General features: G+C 70.7%; 17 protein-coding genes and 1 tRNA gene. 11 read left to right on the top strand and 7 right to left on the bottom strand.

Annotated elements, in window-relative coordinates; translation table 11 throughout:
* Positions 1-39 precede the first annotated feature (39 nt).
* From ehuB to ehuA, 4 genes are read left to right on the top strand one after another with little or no spacing between them, the layout of a single operon-like run.
* The gene (ehuB, locus tag AC4IJH_RS38085; protein WP_490856559.1) at positions 40-1,011 is read left to right on the top strand and encodes an ectoine/hydroxyectoine ABC transporter substrate-binding protein EhuB; all 972 of its coding nucleotides are present in this window, start codon (positions 40-42) and stop codon (positions 1,009-1,011) included.
* A complete protein-coding gene (gene ehuC, locus AC4IJH_RS38080; RefSeq protein WP_490856558.1) occupies positions 1,008-1,682 on the top strand; it encodes an ectoine/hydroxyectoine ABC transporter permease subunit EhuC in 675 nt (224 codons plus the stop codon). The genes ehuB and ehuC overlap by 4 nt, the downstream gene beginning before the upstream one ends.
* Positions 1,679-2,329 (top strand): ectoine/hydroxyectoine ABC transporter permease subunit EhuD, encoded by a 651-nt coding sequence (gene ehuD / locus AC4IJH_RS38075; protein WP_490856557.1) that lies wholly within the window; start codon positions 1,679-1,681, stop codon positions 2,327-2,329. Before ehuC ends, ehuD begins: the two co-directional genes overlap by 4 nt.
* Positions 2,319-3,146, top strand: a complete 828-nt coding sequence (gene ehuA / locus AC4IJH_RS38070) for an ectoine/hydroxyectoine ABC transporter ATP-binding protein EhuA (RefSeq protein WP_490856556.1) — start codon at positions 2,319-2,321, stop codon at positions 3,144-3,146. The genes ehuD and ehuA overlap by 11 nt, the downstream gene beginning before the upstream one ends.
* A 40-nt stretch (positions 3,147-3,186) precedes the next feature.
* Here ehuA and AC4IJH_RS38065 read toward each other — a convergent pair whose 3' ends face one another.
* Together AC4IJH_RS38065 and AC4IJH_RS38060 are read right to left on the bottom strand one after the other, a co-directional pair.
* Positions 3,187-4,170, bottom strand: coding sequence for a DMT family transporter (locus AC4IJH_RS38065; RefSeq protein ID WP_490856555.1), 984 nt, complete (start codon positions 4,168-4,170; stop codon positions 3,187-3,189).
* Between the two features lies 1 nt (position 4,171).
* A complete protein-coding gene (locus AC4IJH_RS38060; protein WP_490856554.1) occupies positions 4,172-5,326 on the bottom strand; it encodes an aromatic ring-hydroxylating oxygenase subunit alpha in 1,155 nt (384 codons plus the stop codon).
* A gap of 491 nt (positions 5,327-5,817) precedes the next feature.
* Here AC4IJH_RS38060 and AC4IJH_RS38055 point away from each other — a divergent pair, with 491 nt between their 5' ends.
* Both AC4IJH_RS38055 and AC4IJH_RS38050 read left to right on the top strand, forming a co-directional pair.
* Positions 5,818-6,576: an IclR family transcriptional regulator gene (locus AC4IJH_RS38055; RefSeq protein ID WP_490856553.1), complete on the top strand. Its 759-nt coding sequence runs from the start codon at positions 5,818-5,820 to the stop codon at positions 6,574-6,576.
* Between the two features lie 113 nt (positions 6,577-6,689).
* Positions 6,690-6,763 (top strand) — tRNA-Lys (locus AC4IJH_RS38050).
* 94 nt (positions 6,764-6,857) lie between these two features.
* Here the strand turns inward: AC4IJH_RS38050 and AC4IJH_RS38045 are convergent.
* Both AC4IJH_RS38045 and AC4IJH_RS38040 read right to left on the bottom strand, forming a co-directional pair.
* A complete protein-coding gene (locus AC4IJH_RS38045) occupies positions 6,858-7,445 on the bottom strand; it encodes a lytic polysaccharide monooxygenase auxiliary activity family 9 protein (protein ID WP_490856552.1) in 588 nt (195 codons plus the stop codon).
* 142 nt (positions 7,446-7,587) lie between these two features.
* Positions 7,588-8,718: a LacI family DNA-binding transcriptional regulator gene (locus AC4IJH_RS38040; RefSeq protein WP_490856551.1), complete on the bottom strand. Its 1,131-nt coding sequence runs from the start codon at positions 8,716-8,718 to the stop codon at positions 7,588-7,590.
* Between the two features lie 237 nt (positions 8,719-8,955).
* On the opposite strand from AC4IJH_RS38040, the gene AC4IJH_RS38035 reads away from it, so the two are divergent.
* Genes AC4IJH_RS38035 through AC4IJH_RS38015 form a run of 5 tightly spaced genes read left to right on the top strand, consistent with a single transcriptional unit; the run spans position 8,956 to position 16,407 of the window.
* Positions 8,956-10,245 (top strand): ABC transporter substrate-binding protein, encoded by a 1,290-nt coding sequence (locus AC4IJH_RS38035; RefSeq protein ID WP_490856550.1) that lies wholly within the window; start codon positions 8,956-8,958, stop codon positions 10,243-10,245.
* 13 nt (positions 10,246-10,258) lie between these two features.
* A complete protein-coding gene (locus AC4IJH_RS38030; protein WP_490856549.1) occupies positions 10,259-11,158 on the top strand; it encodes a carbohydrate ABC transporter permease in 900 nt (299 codons plus the stop codon).
* 20 nt (positions 11,159-11,178) lie between these two features.
* Positions 11,179-12,000 (top strand): carbohydrate ABC transporter permease, encoded by an 822-nt coding sequence (locus AC4IJH_RS38025; RefSeq protein ID WP_490856568.1) that lies wholly within the window; start codon positions 11,179-11,181, stop codon positions 11,998-12,000.
* 54 nt (positions 12,001-12,054) lie between these two features.
* Positions 12,055-13,320 (top strand): glycoside hydrolase 5 family protein, encoded by a 1,266-nt coding sequence (locus tag AC4IJH_RS38020; protein ID WP_490856548.1) that lies wholly within the window; start codon positions 12,055-12,057, stop codon positions 13,318-13,320.
* A gap of 48 nt (positions 13,321-13,368) precedes the next feature.
* On the top strand, positions 13,369-16,407 hold the full coding sequence (locus AC4IJH_RS38015; protein ID WP_490856547.1) for an alpha-mannosidase: 3,039 nt from the start codon (positions 13,369-13,371) through the stop codon (positions 16,405-16,407).
* An 84-nt stretch (positions 16,408-16,491) separates the two neighbouring features.
* Here AC4IJH_RS38015 and AC4IJH_RS38010 read toward each other — a convergent pair whose 3' ends face one another.
* The 3 genes from AC4IJH_RS38010 to AC4IJH_RS38000 form a co-directional block, all read right to left on the bottom strand.
* On the bottom strand, positions 16,492-17,085 hold the full coding sequence (locus AC4IJH_RS38010; RefSeq protein ID WP_490856546.1) for a lytic polysaccharide monooxygenase auxiliary activity family 9 protein: 594 nt from the start codon (positions 17,083-17,085) through the stop codon (positions 16,492-16,494).
* Between the two features lie 162 nt (positions 17,086-17,247).
* A complete protein-coding gene (locus AC4IJH_RS38005; protein WP_490856545.1) occupies positions 17,248-18,327 on the bottom strand; it encodes a hypothetical protein in 1,080 nt (359 codons plus the stop codon).
* An 84-nt stretch (positions 18,328-18,411) separates the two neighbouring features.
* Positions 18,412-19,533 carry a C40 family peptidase gene (locus AC4IJH_RS38000; protein WP_490856544.1) on the bottom strand — a complete coding sequence of 374 codons (1,122 nt, stop codon included), beginning with the start codon at positions 19,531-19,533 and terminating at the stop codon, positions 18,412-18,414.
* Positions 19,534-19,592: the final 59 nt, after the last annotated feature.

The following is a 19,592-nucleotide window of genomic DNA, read 5'->3' as shown; positions in this document are numbered from 1 at the left end:
ACCGGCATAGGTTGCGCGGCTCAGGGTAGCCGCGCGCCCATGGCTCCATCACAGGGGAAGACGTCAACGACCGTACGGGGGCGCCTCGGTGCGCCGGGCGCCCAGGATCCGCCGCCTTCCGGCCCGCTGACGGCCCGTCCACGGCGCCGCACGCTGCTCGCGGGGGTAGCGGCGCTCGGCACCGTGGCGGCGGCGGGCGCCTGCAGCCGGGTGCCCACCGGGGACGCCCTCAGCGGGGGCAGCCTGCTGGAGCGGCTGCGCGAGCAGGGCACGGTGAAGCTGGGCATCGCCGGCGAGAAGCCCTTCGGCTACATCGACATGCAGGGCGATCTGACCGGCGAGGCGCCGGAGATCGCGAAGGTGATCTTCAAACGGCTGGGCGTGGCGAAGGTCCAGCCGGTGCCCACCGAGTTCGGGTCGCTCATCCCCGGCCTCAACTCCCAGCAGCTGGACGTGATCTCCGCGGGCATGTTCATCACCCCGGAGCGCTGTGCGCAGGTGCTCTTCGCCGACCCCGAGTACTCCGCGCAGGACGCGATGATCGTCCGCAAGGGCAACCCGAAGAAGCTGCGCACGTACGAGGACGTGAAGAAGAGCGGCGCGCGGCTGGCCAGCGGCACCGGGTACGGCGAGATCGCCTACGCCGTGGACGCCGGCATCCCCCGCGAGGACATCGAGATCTACCCCGACCAGCTGGCCGGACTGCTCGCCGTCGAGCAGGGCCGGGTGGACGCCTTCGCCGCCACCAGCATCGGCACCCGTATCGCGGTACGGCAGTCCAGGAGCGGCCGGGTGGAGATGACCGAGCCGTTCCGCCCGACGCTCAAGGGCGAACCGCAGTACAACGCGGGCGCGTTCGCCTTCCGCCCCGGCGAGACCCGGCTGCGCGACGCGTTCAACGCCGAGCTGCACAAGATGAAGAAGAGCGGCGAACTCCTGCGCCTGATGCGGCCCTTCGCCTTCACCGAGACGGAGATGACCGATCTCACGGCGAAGGAACTGTGCCGATGACCATGGAGCTGTTCCAGCGCTATCTGCTGACGGGCCTGTGGGTCACCCTCCAGCTCACCTTCTACAGCGCGGCCCTGGCCGCGGTGGTCGCCTTCGGCATCGGCATCGCCCGCACCCACCGGCTGCGCACCGTCCGCTTCCTGGCGGGCGCGTACTTCGAGATCTTCCGCGGGTCCTCGGCCCTGATCCTGATGTTCTGGATCTTCTTCGTGCTGCCGGTCGCCTTCGGCTGGCAGCTGGTGCCGATGTGGGCGGCGGTGCTGACGCTGGGCCTGTCCTACGGCGCGTACGGCTCGGAGGTCGTACGCGGCGCCATCAAGGCGGTGGCGCCCGCACAGCGCGAGGCGGGGATCGCGCTGAGTTTCACGCCCGCCCAGCAGCTGCGCAAGATCATCCTGCCGCAGGCGTGGCCCGGCATGGTCCCGCCCTTCAACAACCTGCTGATCGAGCTGCTCAAGGGCACCGCGCTGGTCTCGATCATGGGCGTGGGCGACAGCGCGTTCGGCGCCTCGCTGGTGCGCAACGCCACCGGTGAGAGCGCCCCCGTCTACACCGTCATCCTGCTCATGTACTTCGTGATCGCCTTCGTTCTCACCCGCGGGATGCGCGTGGTGGAGCGGCGGGCCAAGGCCGGCATCGGGCAGGGGCCCGCAGGGGGAGGTACGCGATGAAGTGGGACTGGTCCGCGGTCGCGGACTTCATGCCGCGCTTCTGGGACGGGGTGCTGGTCACCCTCCAGGCGCTGGCGATGGGCACGGTGATCGCCTTCGCGCTGGGGCTGGTCTGGGCGCTGGCGCAGCGCTCCTCGCTCGCCGTGGTGCGCTGGCCGGTGGTCGCCGTCACCGAGTTCATCCGCAACACCCCGCTGCTGGTGCAGCTGTTCTTCTTCTTTTACGTGCTGCCGGAGTGGGGCCTGACGCTGTCCGGGCTGAGCACCGGCGTGATCGGCCTGGGCCTGCACTACTCGACGTACACCGCCGAGGTCTACCGGGCCGGCATCGACGGCGTGCCCAAGGGGCAGTGGGAGGCGGCGACCGCGCTGAGCCTGCCGCGCGGCCGCACCTGGATCGCGGTGATCCTGCCGCAGGCGATCCGCCGGGTCACGCCGGCCCTGGGCAACTACGTCATCGCCATGCTGAAGGACTCCCCCATGATCTCCACGATCGGCGTCCTGGAAATGCTCGGCGAGGGGCGGATGTTCGGGGCCCAGACCTTCCGGATGACCGAGCCCCTCACGGTCGTCGGCGTCGCCTTCATCCTCATCTCGTTCACCGCTTCTCTTCTTCTGCGCACCCTGGAGCGTCGTCTTGTCCGCTGAGAGCACGTCCCCCGAGGGCCCCGCCGACCGGGCTTCGCATCCGGCCGCCGAGGGCACGGAGCTGATCCGCTTCGAGAACGTCACCAAGCGCTTCGGCGCCCATACCGTCCTGGACTCCCTGGACTTCAGCGTCGCCGCGGGCAAGCACGTCACCCTCATCGGGCCCTCCGGATCGGGCAAGACCACGATCCTGCGGCTGCTGATGACGCTGCTGAAGCCGGACGAGGGCACGATCCGGGTCGGCAAGGACTACCTCACGCACGAGGAGCGCGGCGGCCGGCTCGTACCGGCGGGCGACAAGCACTGCCGCGAGGTGCGCAAGAACATCGGCATGGTCTTCCAGCAGTTCAACCTCTTCCCCAACATGAAGGTGCTGCGCAACATCACCGAGGCGCCGGTGCATGTGCTCGGGCTCGGCAAGGACGAGGCCGAGGAGCGGGCACGCGAACTGCTGGGCCTGGTCGGGCTGGAGGACCACCTCGACAAGTACCCCTCGCAGCTCTCCGGCGGCCAGCAGCAGCGGGTCGCCATCGCCCGCGCCCTGGCGATGCGCCCGCAGGTCCTGCTGCTGGACGAGGTCACCTCGGCGCTCGACCCGGAGCTGGTGGCCGGGGTGCTGGACCTGCTGCGGGACATCGCGCACACCACGGACATCACCATGCTGTGCGTCACCCACGAGATGAACTTCGCCCGGGACATCTCCGACAGCGTGCTGATGTTCGACGCCGGCCGGGTCATCGAGTCGGGTCCGCCCGAGCGGATCTTCACCGAGCCGGAACACGAGCGCACCCGCGAATTCCTGGGCGCCGTCCTGTAGTTGACCTCCTCCGCTATGAGCCGGTGCTCCGGCCCAGGCTCTAACTCCCCGCGCCGTCCTTGCGTCGCGCGGCGGTCCGTACGGCCGGTGGCGGGGCCTGCCGTACGGACCCGGAGCGGCGCTGGAACACCGCCAGCGCGGAGCCCACCAGCATCACCACCGAGCCCGCGATCTGCACGGCCGTGAAGGACTCGCCGAGGAAGGCCATGGAGCAGGCGATGCCGACCACCGGCATGGACAGCATGATGATCGTGGCCGTGGACGCGCTGACCTCGCGCAGCGCGCGGTAGTAGAAGAGGTAGGCGACGGCGGTCGGCCCCACCGCCAGGTAGAGCACATTGCCCCACATGCTCGCCGGCAGCGCCGCCCAGTCCACCTCGGGCGCCTGCGGCAGCGCCAGGACCACCAGTGCGAGCGCGCCGACGGCGGTGGCCCAGGTGGTGGCGCGCAGCGGGTCCATGCCGCTGAGCATGTTCTTGGAGACGATGCTGTACGCCGCCCAGGACGCGGCGGCCAGCAGCAGGCCGAGGTCGCCCAGCAGCCGTGAGCCGCTCAGCGGCCCGCCGCCGCCGATGCCGAGGAAGAAGACCACCGCGCCCGCGACGCCCAGAGCCAGTCCCGCGATCCGGGCGGCCGAGGCGGACTCCCGGCGCATCGCGAGCAGCGCGGCCACGGTGATCACCGGGCTCAGTACGGGGACGATGACGCTGCCGTCGATGGACGGGGCCAGCGAGAGCCCCCAGAAGAAGAAGATGTTGTAGGCGAAGACCCCCAGCAGCCCGACGAGTCCGGCCCGCAGGGCCTGGCCGCGGGTGAGCGGGGCGGATCTGCCCCGCAGCGCGGCCAGCAGGAGCAGCAGCACCACCGCTCCCGCGCCGAACCGCAGCGCGGCGCCCACCTGGGGCGGGACGTGCCCCACGACGGCCTTCGAGCTCGCCATGGCGCTGCCGAAGAGCACCGTCGTGGTCAGCAGGTATCCGTACGCGGCGGCGGAGGTACGCCCCGGTGTGTCCGCGGCGGGCACGTCAGTGGCTCAGCACGCGGTCGAGGATCCAGTTGTCGAGGACGTGCACGACCGATTCCTCGGGTGTGTAGCACCCGGGCTCGCCGCCGTAAAAGCCGCGCTGCTGGACCTCGGTGATCCAGTTGTCCTCGCCCGCCACGTGGTCCCAGCGGTCGTAGTACCCCTGGGCCACCTCCTCGAAGTCCGCGCGCTCGGTGGTCTCCCGCGGGAAGCAGTAGCCGATGTCGAGGTCGGTGCGGTCGGGGGCGCGCGGTGTCTTGCGGACCCACCACATGCAGTCCGGGGCGGTCACCAGGAAGGAGCCGGGAAATACCGTGGAGAAGTACGTGCCCTCGGCGGCGGGACCGTATGCGCCCTGCGCCTTGGGGAATCCGGTGGTCCTGGCGTCGGGAAAGCGGGCGGGGGTGGGCTGGTCGGTGTTGACCACGCAGCACCACTGCCCCGCCGAATCCCGCTGGGAGACGCTCTGCTCGATGACGGACTTCCGGTGCACATGTTTGATGTGCAGCGTCTCCAGTTCCACTTCGGCATACGTCTTCCAGTTCGTGCGCAGGCTGTAGCTCTGGCGCCGGGTGCACACCATGCGGGAGGTCCGGTACGGCTCGGCGACCTGCTTGATGTAGTCGCCCAGATAGGCGTCGAGGGAAACGTGACCGTCCTTCGCGAAATTCACGAAGATCAGCCCTTCCCTGGTCTCGCACGGCACCGGCACCAGATTGCGCCCCAGGCCGCCGAGGCGGGAGCGGTCGTGCTCCTCCTCCGTGCCCGGCGCCATCAGGAGCGTCCCGTCCAGGCCGTAGGTCCAGCTGTGGAACGGGCACCGGATCGCCCGGCAGTTGCCCTGCTCGGCTTCCAGGAGCAGCGATCCGCGGTGCCGGCAGGAGTTGCGGTAGGCGCGGATGCCGCCGTCGTCGTCCCTGAGCACGATGATCGGCTCGTCGAAGAGCGAGGCGGTCAGGAAGTCCCCGCGCCGGGGGAGGGAAGTGGCCAGGTCGATGAAGTGCCAGGCCGGGCGGAATGCGCGCGCCAACTCGCGCTGGAACCAGCTCTCGTCGGTGTAGCACCACGACGGCAGTGCGCTCGCCCGTTCCCTGGGGAGCCGCACCGAAGAATAGTGGTCGGGATGGAAGATGTTGTCCGGGCGTAAATGCACCATGCGCCTTCCCGTGGGGGATATTGCAGCAACTCTGCACAACTCTGAACAACGAAGCAGCCCTATCTGTGGAGTTCGGGGTTCGCATCTCGCGTTTCGAATCTCAGATAGGGCTTCGATGAAAAGCTAACCAACGGCGCGGTTCTCGGTCAACATGTAGCCGCCAATGATTCTCGCCATTTACGCGACCCCGGCACCGCCCGCCGCGCCGCCCCGGGCCGCCCGCGGCGGGACCGCGGACACGGAGGGGCCCGGAGGGATCCGGAGGCGGCTTCCGGCCGCCCCCATGATGACTCTGACATATGCCATGGTGGCGCGCTCCTGCACAGACGCATGGGGCGCTCCGCTTTTCCTTCAAGACCCCCTCCAGCGGGGCACGTTGACCGCTATCGTGGTACGAGCCCCGCTGGCGGGGAACGGCCGGTGATGCTCGCCGCTCGTAACCGCCTGCGACGGTGACGACGCAAGCGGTCACAACCTGCTAGGGGGACACCGTGGCGCTGAAGCCCGAGCCGACCGCGCCGTTCCATTCGGTGCAGTACGCCCTTCGCGTGCTCGAAACCATCTCACGGCACTCCGGTGGCGTCACCGATGTGCAGATCGCGCGCGAGACAGGACTGCCCACCGGGCATCTCGCCCATCTGCTGTCGATGCTGCGCCGCGAGGGCTATGTCGAACAGGTCGCCGACGGCGCGTACGTCGTGGGCGAGGCGCTGGTCCTGCTGGGTTCCGGCGGCGACCGCGAGCAGGCCCTGCGCGACAAGCTGCAGCACACCCTCGCCGACCTGCGGGACACCATCGGTGCCGCGGTCTACATCAGCCGTTACATCGACGGCGAGGTCAAGGTGCTGCACTACGCCGATGGTCCGCGCGCACCGAAGGTGAACGAATGGGCGGAGTTCCGCCGCACCGCGCACGCCAGCGCGGTCGGCAAGTGCCTGCTCGCGCAGCTGGACCACGACGGCCGCATGGACCACCTCTCGCGCCACAAGACCGCCCGGCTCACCTCCCGGACGATCACCAACGAGAAGGTGCTGTTCCACAAGCTGGACAGCCAGCCGCCCACGGTCCCGGTGCTCGACCTCCAGGAGTACGCCGTCGGCACGGTCTGCGCGGCCGTACCGATCACGGCGGGCGCCACGGTCGGATGCCTGGCGCTGTCGATGCCGCTGGAGCACGCCCACCGGCTGCGCCAGGCGGCCGACGCCCTCAATCGCAGGGCGGCCCCGGTGCTGCTCTCGCTGACGATCTGAGGGGCCGGCGGGGCCGGTGGCCCCCGCCGGGGCGGAGGTGGTCACGAGCACCCCCTGGGACCAGGTAGTATTTCTTTTGTCGCCGCGGCCGAGAGGCCGAGGAGACGAGTCAGGCGCCGCTAGCTCAGTTGGTTAGAGCAGCTGACTCTTAATCAGCGGGTCCGGGGTTCGAGTCCCTGGCGGCGCACCTGATCTGGGCGGTTCCGGTTCTTCCGGAACCGCCCAGTTTCGTATGCCCGTACTGCCCGTACTGCTGGCGCTGTCGGCGCTGTCTGTGCGCGCTAGAACTGGACGTCCGAGCAGGCGTAGAAGGCATTGCCGGTGTCCGCGATCGTCCAGACCGCGAAGATCAGGTGCTTGCCCGTCTTGCCGCCCGGGATGGTGCCGGAGTGCGAGAGCGTGGACGGCGGCCGCTGGTTGTTGTACGGGACCACCAGGAACGGCGTGAGGTCGAGGTCGGCCCGGGTGAGCGCCTTGCTGGGGTCGTACCCCTGCTTGGTGATGTAGTAGCGGAAGTCCGTGGTGGCGTGCGAGGCGGTGAAGCGCCAGGTGAAGGTGTACGTGCCCGGGCTCACCTTGGTCGCGGGCCACTGGCCGCCGCGCGGGGCGTCCAGCTCGGCGAACCGGCTGTTGCCGCCGGCGCACAGCCGGCCGTCGGCGGGGCCGCGGGCGGGGAAGCCCTTGGGTCCCTCGACGCTCTGCGGCTCGTACTGGATCTGGCCGCAGTTCTTGACGGTGCCGTTGGCGCACAACTTCTGCCGGCTGATGGGGGAGTCGGTGTAGCCGTGGCTGGAGGCGGAGGCCGTCGCAAGGACGGAGGCTCCGACGATGCCGAGGCCGATGACGGCCGCGCTGATCTTCTTTCGCATGCTGCGCTCCTGGAGAACTTGGGGGGTGTCCTGTGAGCCACGTGCAGTGCGGTCCAGACCAACTAGCAGAATATTCCCGGATGTTGGACCTGCCCAGAGGTGCCGGGGCGGCAGTTCGCGTTCCCCCGCCAGGCCGGGCAGCTCACGGCGGCGGTGCGGTGCTCTCGCGGGGCTCCAGGCGGGGCAGCGGGTCCTGGACCTGGCGCAGCTCGCCGCCGTCCAGGACGTCCAGCAGCTGCTGGGCAGCGCGGCGGCCGAACTCCTCGGTGTCGCGCACCAGGGCCGTCAGCCGCGGGCGCAGGGTGCGGCAGAGCACCGAGTCCTCCCAGGACACGATGGACACCTCGCGCGGTACGGCCAGGCCCCGCTCGGCCGCCACGCTCAGCGCCGCCATCGCCATGACCTCGTTGTCGCAGATCACGGCGGTCGGCGGGGGCGTACGGGAGAGCAGGCGGCGGGTGGCCTCGGCGCCCTGGGCGTCGGTGTAGTCGGTGGTCAGCGAGACGGTGCCGGCCAGGCCCGCGCGGGCGGCCTCGCGGCGCAGCGAGCGGATCCGGCGCTCGGTGTGGGCGAAGCCCGGCAGGCCCGCGATATGGGCGATCCGGCGGTGCCCCAGGTCGTAGAGGTAGCGGACGATGGCGGCCATCGCGCCCGCGTCGTCGGCCCACACGCCCGAGAGCCGGGAGCCGGTGCCCGTATCCGGTGCCTGGTCCGGCGGTGCCATGCCGCCCACCACTACGGCGGGCAGGCCGAGCGAGGCGAGCAGAGCGGGCCGGGGGTCCTCGGTCCTGGGGTCGACGACGATCACGCCGTCCACCCGGCCCTCGGCCCACCACCGCCGGTACAGCTCGCACTCGGCGTCCACGTCCTCGGCCATCTGGAACAGCAGCGCGCAGTGCCGCGGGGCCAGGGCCCGCTGGATGCCCGAGACGAGCTGGAGGAAGAAGGACTCCACGCCCAGGCTGCTGGCCGGGCGGGCCAGCACCAGGCCGACGGCGCCCGAGCCCTCCCCCGACAGGGCGCGGGCGGCGGTGCTCGCGCGCCAGCCCAGGCGCTCGGCGACCCGCTCGACGCGGCGCCGGGTGCTCTCCGAGACCCCGCCGCGGTTGTTGAGCGCGAAGGAGACGGCGGTGGCCGACACCCCGGCCTCCCGGGCGATGTCCTTCATCGTCGGCCGCTTGAGGGGGACCGCGGCCGGGCGCCGCCGCAAGGGTACGGACGGCTGCGGTGCGGCGGCTGAAGAGCCGGGCGGCCCACTCGGCGTCTCACTCATAGCCGGATACTAACGCGGTTTACCAGCCACGCACTTAAGCGCGTTAGTGATTGCCTTGAGCGCTCGTCAACCAACCCTTCTGACCTGGGACTTCAAAGAAAGTTCGACAGAAACCTTTGACTTCACCGGGAATTGCGATGCAGGGTGTGCCCGACACGCGGCGAAAGCCTGCGCCGGGGCGGCTGTTGAGGGCCCCGGTGCGCCTTCGCCCTGGCCTGATCCGAAGGAGCCAGCCACATGTCCGTCCGTCGCAGCGTCGCGATGAAGAGCGTTGTGGGTCTTGGTGCCGCCCTGTCCCTGACGGCACTGACCGCTTGCGGAGGAGGCGGCGGCACTTCGTCCGCCGACGGAAAGGTCGAGGGCGAGATCACGTTCCAGACCTGGAATCTGCGGGCGAAGTTCAAGCCGTACTTCGAGGGCCTGATCAAGGACTTCGAGAAGCAGCACCCCGGCACGAAGGTCAAGTGGGTGGACCAGCCCGCCGACAACTACGCCGACAAACTGAGCGCGGACGCCTCGGCGGGATCACTTCCCGACGTGGTCAACGTCTCCCCCGACCTGGCCTATCCCCTGGCCAAGGCAGGGCTGTTGATGAACCTGGACAAGGAGAAGGCCGCCGCGAAGTTCAAGGGCGAGTATCTGCCCAGCGCCTGGGAGGGCAATGCGATGCCCGGGCTGGACGGCACGTACGCCTTTCCCTGGTACCTCAACACCGGCCCGATGTTCTACAACAAGACGCTTTTCAAGGAAGCCGGGCTCGACGGCGAGAAGCCGCCGAAGACATACGCCGACCTGTTCCGGGACGCGGCAAAGCTGGCGGAAAAGGGAAAGCCGACGCTGGGGCAGACACCGGCGATCGAGGACTACGGGCGCTACGGCGTCAGACTCATCAACGAGGACGCCACGAAGTTCACCTTCAACGAGCCCAAGGGCGTGGAACTCCTGACCAAATACAAGGAGTTGTACGACAGCGGCGCGCTGGACTCGCAGGCCCTGACCAACTCCCCCGAGCAGGTGGGCCAGAAATTCCTGCGCGGGCAGCTGGCGATGAACCCGGGCAGCGCGCACGACCTGGAGAACTTCAAGAAGAACGCGCCCAGCCTCTACAAGAACCTCGGCATCACGGACGCGCCCAACAACACCGGCAAGCCGAACATGTATGTGATGGGCCTGGCGGTCAACAAGCAGTCCCGGCAGGCCGCCACCGCGGTCGCCTTCGCCCACTTCGTCACCGGTCAGAAGAACCAGGAGTCCTTCGGCCACCAGGTCGCGGTCTTCCCCAGCACCAAGGGCTCGCTGGACAAGGAGTACTGGACCAAGGAGGACGGCACCGACGAGGGCCGGGTGCGGGTCGCCTCGGCCAAGCTGCTGCCCAGGGCCGTCAATTACACCCCGGTCGTGCTCAGCGACGAGATGAAGACGATCCTGCGCAACGAGGAGGCCCTGGTCATGCAGGGCAAGAAGACACCCAAGGCGGCCCTGGACAGCGCGGTGGCGCAGTTCGACAAGCTGCTGCGGCAGGGCTGAGGCCGGACGTGCGATGAGCAGCACCGCCCCCGCCGCCCGCCGGCCCAGAACGCATCTCCCCGCCAGCCCCTGGCTGTTCCTGGCGCCGGGTGTCCTGGTGACCCTCGCCTTCAACCTCTACCCGTTCTTCGCCACGGTCTGGAAGTCCTTCACCGACGCGCGCACCCTCACCCCCGGCACGTTCGTCGGCCTGGACAACTTCCAGGCGCTGCTCCAGGACGACCAGTTCTGGGTGGCCCTGCGCAACAGCGCGCTGTACGTGGCCCTCGTCGTGCCGTGCACGGTGCTCCTGCCGCTGCTGCTGGCCCTGTTGGTGCAGAAGCAGATCCCCGGCATCACCTTCTTCCGCTCCGCCTTCTACACCCCGGTGGTCGCCTCGGTGGTCGTAGTGGCGCTGATCTGGGTGTGGATGCTGGACGACCGGGGCCTGCTCAACGGCATCCTGGGCGTACTGGGCCTGGACCCGGTGCACTTCCTGAGCGACCCCTGGCTGCTGCTGTTCTCGGCGATGGCGCTGACGGTGTGGAAGGGCCTCGGCTACTACATGATCATTTATCTGGCGGCGCTGGCCAACGTCCCCGGCGAGCTGCACGAGGCCGCGCAGATGGACGGGGCGGGCCCCGTCCGCCGGTTCCTGAGCATCACGGTGCCCGCCGTGCGCTCCACGATGGTGCTGGTCGGCGCGCTCTCCTCGGTCGCCGCCTTCAAGGTCTTCTCCGAGGTCTTCATGATCGCCGGTCCCACCGGCGGTCCCGCGGGCCAGGACACCACCTTGGTCATGCTCATCCAGCGCGCGGGCACCGGGCTTTCGGGCCGGGTCGGCTACGCCTCGGCGATGTCGATCGTGCTGTTCGCCCTGACGCTGGTGCTGATGCTGCTCGTACTGCGGGCCGACCGGAAGGACAAGGAGTGAGGACCGGAGCCGGGCGCCGGATGCCGCTGTGGCAGATCGCGCTGCGCTATCTGCTCCTGCTGATCGTGCTCGCGATCACCGTGGGGCCGTTCCTGTGGCAGCTGTCCACCTCGCTCAAGGGCCCGTCGGAGGACATCTACACCTACCCGCCCGAGCTGCTGCCGAGCGACTGGACGCTGAAGAACTACGCGGGCGTCGCGGACATCATCCCGGTGTGGGACTACGTCCTGAACTCCCTGAAGGTCTCCCTCGCCAGCGTGCTGACCAATGTCGCGGGCGCCGCGGCGGCGGGCTACGCGCTGGCCCGGCTGAAGTTCCGCGGCCGGGCGGTGGCGGGCCTGGTCTTCGTCATGGCGATGCTGGTGCCCACCGAAGCGATCATGATCGCGCAGTTCGTCACCATGCGGGAGCTGGACCTGAACAACACCCTGACCGCCGTGGTGCTGCCGGGCGCGATCGGCGCGATGAACGTGCTGCTGATGCGCAACGCCTTCGGCAACCTTCCGTACGAGACCGAGGAGGCGGCGGTGGTGGACGGCGCCAATGTCTGGCAGCGGTTCTTCCGTATCGCGCTGCCCTCGGTCAAGGGCACCCTGGCGGTCGTGGCGATCTTCGCCTTCATGGGCGCCTGGGACGACTTCCTGTGGCCGCTGATCGTGCTCTCGGACTCCGAGAACTTCACCCTGACCGTCGGACTGAACTTCCTGCACGGGACGTTCGCCGACAACCAGCGGGTGGTCGCGGCCGGCACCATCATCGCGGTCGCCCCGCTGATCGTGCTGTTCGCCTGCCTGCAGCGGTACTTCTTCCGCGGGGTGGGCGAGGGCGCCGTCAAGGGCTGAGCGCCCCAACCCCCGTACCGCCGTGGACCTTTGGAGAGCTGGAGGCACCACCTGATGTCCCACCCCGTGTCCGCACCGCGCTTCGGCGTGAACTACACCCCCACCCGCGGCTGGTTCCACCACTGGCTGGACTTCGACCTGGACGAGGTCCGCGCGGACCTGGACTCCATCGCCGCGCTCGGCCTGGACCACATCCGCGTCTTCCCGCTGTGGCCGCTCTTCCAGCCCAACCGCACCCTGATCCGGCCGCGCGCCGTCGAGCAGCTGGTGCAGCTCGCCGACGCGGCGGGCGAGCGCGGCCTGGACGTCAACGTGGACGGTCTGCAGGGGCACCTGTCCAGCTTCGACTTCCTGCCGTCGTGGACCACCACCTGGCACCGCCGCAACATCTTCACCGACCCCGAGGTGCTCCAGGGGCAGTACGCCTACCTGCGTACGCTGGCGGCCGCGCTCGCCGACCGCCCCCACTTCCTCGGCATGACCCTCGGCAACGAGATCAACCAGTTCTCCGACGACCCGCACCCCGACCCCGACCGCATCGGCGTCCAGGAGGCGGGAAGCTGGCTGGAGCTGATGCTGGCCGCCTGTGAGGAGGGCGCGCCGGGCCGGATGCATCTGCACGCCGAGTACGACGTCGCCTGGTATCAGGACGGGCACCCCTTCACCCCGGCCCAGGCCGCCCGGCTCGGCGCCGCCACCGCCGTGCACTCCTGGGTGTTCAACGGCACCGCGCAGCGCTACGGGCGTACGGGGACGGCCACCGAGCACCACGCCGCGTACCTGATCGAGCTGTCCAAGGCGTGGGCGCTGGACGCGCACCGGCCGGTGTGGCTCCAGGAGGTCGGCGCACCCGCCCCGCACATCCCCGCCGAGCACGCCGCCGCCTTCACCGCCGCCACCGTCACCCACGCGCTGGACTGCCCGGACGTATGGGGTGTGACGTGGTGGTGCTCGCACGACGTGGACCGCTCGCTGGCCGACTTCCCCGAAGTGGAGTACAGCCTGGGCCTGTTGACCCATGAGCGGGTCCGCAAACCGGCCGGGCGCGCCCTCGCCCGCATCGTGGCCGACCTGCGCGGCAGGCAGCACCGGCCGGCCCCCCGTACCACCGCCCTGGTCGTGGACGCCGGCGAGGAGTCGGCCGCCGGGCACCGTTCGGTGTGCGCCCCGGGCGGGCAGGTCTTCGAGGCATGGGCCGCGCTGACCGCCGACGGGGTACGCCCCGCCTGCGTGCTGGCCGGCCGTGCCGGGGACCCGGCGCACCTGGCCGCCCGCGGCATCACCGAGGTCGTGCACCCGCGCGAGGTCCGCCCGCTGTGACCCCGCACCCCCCGCCAGAGATCCTTCGCCCACGAAAGGCCCGAGACCATGCATGACGACCGCGCGCTGATCGAGGGGCGCCTCGCCCGCGTCCTGGAGGAGCGCATCCGCCCCGCCCTGTACCCCGCATCCGTACCGCTGGAAATCGCCGTATGGGACGCGCCCGGTGAGCCGGTGCCCGTCCAGGAGGGCCTGGCCGCGCCGTACCGGCCCTTCGCCGTCGGCGAGCGGTGGGGCCCGCCGTGGGGCACCACCTGGTTCCGGGTGCGCGGGACCGTACCGCAGGAGTGGGCGGGCCGGACGGTGGAGGCCGTGCTCGACCTGGGCTTCGACCGGCGGATGCCCGGCTTCCAGTGCGAGGGGCTCGTCTACCGCGCCGACGGCATGCCGGTCAAGGGCCTGAACCCGCAGAACGACTGGGTACGGGTGGGCTCCCCGGCGGCGGGCGGCGAGGAGGTGGAGTACTTCGTCGAGGCGGCGGCCAACCCCGTCATCCTGGATGTGCCGCCCTTCCGGCCCACCCAGCTGGGCGACCGGGAGACCGCGCACCGCGACCCGCTCTACACCCTGGCCCGGATGGACCTGGCGGTGCTGGACACCGAGGTGTGGGAGCTGATCCAGGACCTGGAGGTGCTGGGCGAGCTGATGGCCGAGCTGCCCGTGGAGGGCGCGCGGCGCTGGGAGCTGCTGCGGGCCCTGGACGGCGCGCTGGACGCCGTCGACCTGCAGAACGTGGGCGCCACGGCCGCCGCGGCGCGCGAGCGGCTGGCGGGCGCGCTGGCCCGGCCCGCCGAGCCCTCCGCGCACCGCATCAGCGCGGTCGGCCATGCGCACATCGACTCCGCCTGGCTGTGGCCGCTGCGCGAGACGGTGCGCAAGGTGGCGCGCACGACCGCCAACATGACCGCGCTGCTGGAGGACGAGGACGAGTTCGTCTACGCCATGTCGCAGGCGCAGCAGTACGCGTGGGTCAAGGAGCACCGGCCCGAGGTGTACGCGCGGGTGAAGAAGGCGGTCGCCGAGGGCCGGTTCGTCCCGGCGGGCGGCATGTGGGTGGAGTCGGACACCAACATGCCCGGGTCCGAGGCGATGGCCCGGCAGTTCGTGCACGGCAAGCGGTTCTTCCTTGAGGAGTTCGGGGTCGAGAGCCAGGAGGCGTGGCTGCCGGACACCTTCGGCTTCGCCGCGGGGCTGCCGCAGATCATCAAGGCGGCGGGCTCCAAGTGGCTGCTGACGCAGAAGATCTCCTGGAGCCAGGTCAACGCCTTCCCGCACCACACGTTCTTCTGGGAGGGCATCGACGGGACGCGGATCTTCACCCACTTCCCGCCGGTGGACACCTACAACTGCTCGATGAAGGGCAGCGAAATCGCCCATGCGGTACGGAACTTCAGGGACAAGGGCCGCGCCTCGCACTCCATCGCGCCCACCGGCTGGGGCGACGGCGGGGGCGGCACCACCCGCGAGATGGTCGCCAAGGCGCGGCGGATGCGGGACCTGGAGGGCTCGGCGCGGGTGGTGTGGGAGAAGCCGGAGGAGTTCTTCGCCAGGGCCCAGGCGGAGTACCCCGATCCGCCGGTGTGGGTGGGCGAGCTGTACCTGGAGCTGCACCGGGCGACGCTGACCAGCCAGGCCAGGACCAAGCAGGGCAACCGGCGCAGTGAACACCTGCTGAAGGAGGCGGAGTTGTGGGCGGCCACCGCCGCCGTGCGCGCCGGGGAGCCCTATCCGTACGAGCGGCTGGACCGGCTGTGGAAGACCGTGCTGCTGCACCAGTTCCACGACATCCTGCCCGGCTCCTCCATCGCCTGGGTGCACCGCGAGGCGGAGCGGACGTACGCGGAGGTGGCCCGCGAGCTGGAGGAGATCATCTCCCGTTCACTGGCGGCGCTGGCCGGCGACGGCTCGCGCGAGCTGCTGGCCAACTCCGCTCCGCACGCGCGCCGCGGGGTCGCGCCGGGCGCGCTGGCCCCCGCCGCCGCCGAGGGCGCGGCGGTGGCGTCCGAGCCGCGCGAGGAGGGCGGATTCGTCCTGGACAACGGCCTGTTGCGGATCGAGGTCGACGGGCGCGGGCTGGTGGTATCCGCGTACAACAAGGAGGCGCGGCGGGAGGCCGTGGCGCCGGGCCTGGCCGCCAACCTCCTCCAGATCCACCCGGACTTCCCCAATATGTGGGACGCCTGGGACGTGGACCGGTTCTACCGCAATGTGGTCACCGACCTCACCGAGGCCGACGAGGTCACGCTCGACGCGGCGGACGAGGACCGCGCAACGGTGCGGGTGGTGCGCTCCTTCGGTGACTCCCGGGCCGTACAGCTGCTGACGCTGGCGCGCGGCGAGCGGCGGCTGGAGATCGACACGGAGGTGGACTGGCACGAGACGGAGAAGTTCCTCAAGGCCGCCTTCCCGCTGGACATCCACGCCGAACGGTACGCCGCCGAGACCCAGTTCGGGCATCTGCACCGCCCCACCCACACCAACACCAGCTGGGAGGCGGCCAAGTTCGAGGCCTGCGCCCACCGCTTCGTGCACTTCGCCGAGCCCGGCTGGGGCGTGGCGGTGGTCAACGACTCGACGTACGGGCACGATGTGACGCGCACGGTACGCACCGAGGGCGACCGCGGCACGACCACGACGCTGCGGCTGTCCCTGCTGCGCGCGCCCCGCTTCCCCGACCCCGAGACCGACCAGGGCAGCCATCGCTTCCGTTACGCGCTGGTGCCGGGCGCCGGCATCGGGGACGCGGTCCGCGAGGGGCACCGCATCAACCTGCCCGAGCGCCGGGTCACCGGCGCGCAGGAGGTGGCGCCGCTGGTGAGCGTGGCGGGGGACGCCGTGGTGGTGACCGCCGTCAAGCTCGCCGACGACGGCAGCGGGGATGTGGTGGTGCGCTTGCACGAGGCGCACGGCGGCCGGGCGGGTGCCCGTCTGACCGCGGGCTTCGCACTGGGCTCCGCGGTGGCCACCGATCTGCTGGAGCGGCCGCTGACCGGGCAGGAGGCCTGGGCGCCCGCGGTGGAGGAGGACGGCGTTTCGCTGTCGCTGCGCCCCTTCCAGATCGTCACGCTGCGCCTGAAGCGCGCCTGATCACAGGCGAGTTGGGGTGGGCCTCCCCGGAGGAAGGACGGGGAGGCCCGCCGGGCGCTCGCGGCGCCGGCTGTCGCGGTGGGGTTACGACAGGTCGACGTCGGAGCAGGCGTAGAAGGCGTTGGGGGTGTCGGCGATGTTCCAGACGCCCAGGATGATGTGGCGGCCGCTCTTGCCGGTGGGCACGGTGCCCTGCTGCTGCCAGGTGGCGGGCGGCTGCTGGCCGCCCATCGGCACCGTCATGAACGGCTGCGGCTCCAGGTCGGCACGGGTGAGCGGCTTGCTCGGGTCGTAGCCGTCCTTAGTGATGAAGTACTGGAAATCGGTCGTGGCATGACGGGCCGTCAGGCGCCAGGAGAAGGTGTAGCCCTGGCCGCCGCGCAGCTTGGTGGCCGGCCACTGCCCGCCGCGCGGGTCGTCCAGCTGGCCGAAACCGCTGTTGCCGCCGGAACATATCTTGCCGTCGGCCGGGCCCGCGGCCGGGAAGCCCTTGGGGCCCTCGACGCTCTGCGGCTCGTACTGGATGGCACCGCAGTCCTTGACCGTTCCCTTGGCGCAGTAGGCCTGGCGACTGGTGGGGGCGTCGCTGTAGCCGTGGCTGGAAGCACTGCCCGTGGACAGCATGGACACACCGATGATGCCGACGCCGATCACGGCTGCACCGATCTTCTTGCGCATACTTCGCTCCTGAAGAACTAGAGGGGGGAAGTTCTGTGAGCTGAGAGATGTGCGGTCTAGACCAAGCAGCAGATTACTGACGGGTCTCGGACATGTCCAGACCAATAACAATCGGCTTTCCGGTGGCCGGAGTACGTCAACTCCACTAAATCAAGGGACATATCAAGCCACGGCGGACAGCGGCCCTTCGGTGGGCCGCGCCGCGGTGTGCACCAGCCCGGTGTACGTACGGCGCAGCGCGATCAGCGACTCCTGGGCCTCGCGATAGGCCGCCGCGTCCGGACCGCCGCGGTGCGCCAGGGTCCGTACGGGAGCGCAGTGCCGGTCCATCGTGGCCAGCCAGGCCCGGTGCCGTCCGTTGAGATGACGGCGCTGCTGCTGCCGGCTGCCGTCGCCGCCCCGGCGCGCGCCCATGCCCAGCACCGCGTCAGCGGCCTGGAGCACCGGCGGCTCCAGCGCCCCCTGTTCGGCGAGCGAGGCGAGCGCCGCGCCCTGCTGGCCGGTAGCCGCAGCGGCGCGCAGCGCGGGCGCCTCGGACAGCAGCTGGGCGCGCAGCGCGTGGTGGATACGGGTCAGCCGGCGCAGCGCGGTGGTCGCGCAGCGGTCGCCGGGCTCCCGGCCCGCGAGGGTGTCGGCCAGCCGGAACAGCCAGATGCCGTGCGCCTCCAGGCGCACCGTGGCCAGCGTCAGCCGGTCCAGCCGGCTCAGCTGCTGGCCCTCCGGCGCCCAGCGCACGATGGGCACCAGGCTCTCGGTACGGGCCAGTTGGTCGATGGGCAGATGGCGGCGCGGCTTGCGCTCCGGCGCCCAGTTCAGCAGCGTGAGAGTGGGCAGCGCCACGAACTGCTGGTGGTCGATGCGGTGCGCGAGCGCCGCCCACAGGTCCAGGAACGCCTCGTGCGCCGCGCGGCGCGAGGCGGGCGCGAGCGGGTCCAGCCCGGTCCAGCCGCAGGCCACGGCGATGACGGCGACCCGCATCGCCGCGGCCTCCGCGTTGCGCGGCGAGAGCCGGGACACCCGCTGCCGCAGCGCCGCCAGCTCCCCCGCCCGCGCCGCCCGCAGCACCAGGGAGCGGGCCGCTTCCCGGCCGGGCGCGGTGGCCACCGACCGGGCCAGCGCGTCCAGATGGGTCCAGGTCCCGATCATGGTCCGTACGGGCGGCCGCTCGGGCAGGAACCCGTGCTCCCTCGGGTCGTGTACCGGCGTGGGGACGGTGGCGTCGAAGGCGGCCGTGATCGTCACGACGGGCAACCTTTCCGTGAGAGCGAAGTGGGGGGATGTGGGGGGAAATGCGGGGGACGCGGAGAAGGCGGGGGCTGGGTGCCCCTAGCCGACGCGGCCGTACATCGTGGGGTTGTAGTAGCTGAAGGAGGACACCCGGACCGTCTTGCCGGGCCGCGGCGCCTCCAGGTACTGGCCGCCACCGAGGTAGATCGCCACGTGGTGGATGCCGTACGAGGAGCCGCTGTTGGACCAGAAGACCAGGTCACCGCGGCGCAGCTGGGAGCGGGAGATGGGCGTGGCGGCGCGGTACTGCGCGTCGGCGACCCGCGGCAGCGAGATGCCCGCGCGCCGGTACGCCTGCTGCACCAGGCCGGAACAGTCGTAGGAGGAGGGGCCGTTGCCGCCCCAGGAGTACGGCTTGCCCAGCTGGCCCATCGCCCACTGGATCGCGGACTCGGTGCCGTGGCGGGAGGGGGTGCCACGGCCGCCGCCCGAGCCGGAGCCCGACCCGGATCCCGATGCCGATCCCGTGGAGGAACTTCCGCCGGTGGAGCCCGACTTCCCGGTACGGGCCTCGTAGCGGTCCTTGTGGCTGGTCCACCACCAGCTGCCGCCCGCCTGGTACCAGTACACGCGGTCGGTCGCGTCCCAGCCCGCGCGGCCGCGGAAGGTGGGGTTCGTGTTGTGCCCGGAGGAGGAGTTGGAGCTCCCGGAGGACGAGGAGGACGAAGACGAGCCGCCGTTGGAGCCGGTGGAGCCGGTGGAGCCGCCTGCGTAGCGCTCGTACTTCCACTGGTGGCTGGTCCAGCGCCAGTTGCCGCTGCCGTCCTTGTACCAGTACTTCGCACCGTCCCAGCCCCACGTGCCGGTGAAGCCCGCGCTGCTGGAGGACGAGGAGGAGCCGGACGATCCGGAAGAGGCCGAACCACCCGTGTGACGCTGGTACTTGTCGTAGTGGCTGGTCCAGCGCCACCACCCGGTGGCGTCCTTGTACCAGTACTTGGAGCCGTCCCAGCCCGCGTGGCTGGGCGCCGGCTCGGCGCTCGCCGTACCCGCGCCCGCGCCGACCAGCGCCGCCGCGCCGACCGCCGCCGCGAGGGCGCCGCGCACCGTGCAGCGCGCGCGGGTGCCGCCGTGCCGCTCGGCGGACTCGACCGCGGCGCCCGTGCAGAACGCGCACGCGCAGTCGGTGGGTATCTCCTCGGTGAATGCCGGTGTCCGCATTCGGTGACCTGCCTTTCTGGGGTGACTCGGCCGCGGGGGGGGGGGGGGGGGGGGGGGGG

The organism is Streptomyces sp. UF-297, assembly GCF_058245575.1.
This window is presented reverse-complemented; position numbering and strand designations above follow the sequence as displayed.

What these genes read in the sequence shown, in the direction of transcription:
- ehuB (WP_490856559.1), top strand. Translation starts at nt 40, where the DNA reads ATGGCTCCATCACAGGGGAAGACGTCAACGACCGTACGGGGGCGCCTC.
- ehuC (WP_490856558.1), top strand. Translation starts at nt 1,008, where the DNA reads ATGACCATGGAGCTGTTCCAGCGCTATCTGCTGACGGGCCTGTGGGTC.
- ehuD (WP_490856557.1), top strand. Translation starts at nt 1,679, where the DNA reads ATGAAGTGGGACTGGTCCGCGGTCGCGGACTTCATGCCGCGCTTCTGG.
- AC4IJH_RS38060 (WP_490856554.1), bottom strand. Translation starts at nt 5,326, where the DNA reads ATGGTGCATTTACGCCCGGACAACATCTTCCATCCCGACCACTATTCT.
- AC4IJH_RS38045 (WP_490856552.1), bottom strand. Translation starts at nt 7,445, where the DNA reads ATGCGAAAGAAGATCAGCGCGGCCGTCATCGGCCTCGGCATCGTCGGA.
- AC4IJH_RS38040 (WP_490856551.1), bottom strand. Translation starts at nt 8,718, where the DNA reads ATGAGTGAGACGCCGAGTGGGCCGCCCGGCTCTTCAGCCGCCGCACCG.
- AC4IJH_RS38035 (WP_490856550.1), top strand. Translation starts at nt 8,956, where the DNA reads ATGTCCGTCCGTCGCAGCGTCGCGATGAAGAGCGTTGTGGGTCTTGGT.
- AC4IJH_RS38030 (WP_490856549.1), top strand. Translation starts at nt 10,259, where the DNA reads ATGAGCAGCACCGCCCCCGCCGCCCGCCGGCCCAGAACGCATCTCCCC.
- AC4IJH_RS38025 (WP_490856568.1), top strand. Translation starts at nt 11,179, where the DNA reads ATGCCGCTGTGGCAGATCGCGCTGCGCTATCTGCTCCTGCTGATCGTG.
- AC4IJH_RS38020 (WP_490856548.1), top strand. Translation starts at nt 12,055, where the DNA reads ATGTCCCACCCCGTGTCCGCACCGCGCTTCGGCGTGAACTACACCCCC.
- AC4IJH_RS38015 (WP_490856547.1), top strand. Translation starts at nt 13,369, where the DNA reads ATGCATGACGACCGCGCGCTGATCGAGGGGCGCCTCGCCCGCGTCCTG.
- AC4IJH_RS38010 (WP_490856546.1), bottom strand. Translation starts at nt 17,085, where the DNA reads ATGCGCAAGAAGATCGGTGCAGCCGTGATCGGCGTCGGCATCATCGGT.
- AC4IJH_RS38000 (WP_490856544.1), bottom strand. Translation starts at nt 19,533, where the DNA reads ATGCGGACACCGGCATTCACCGAGGAGATACCCACCGACTGCGCGTGC.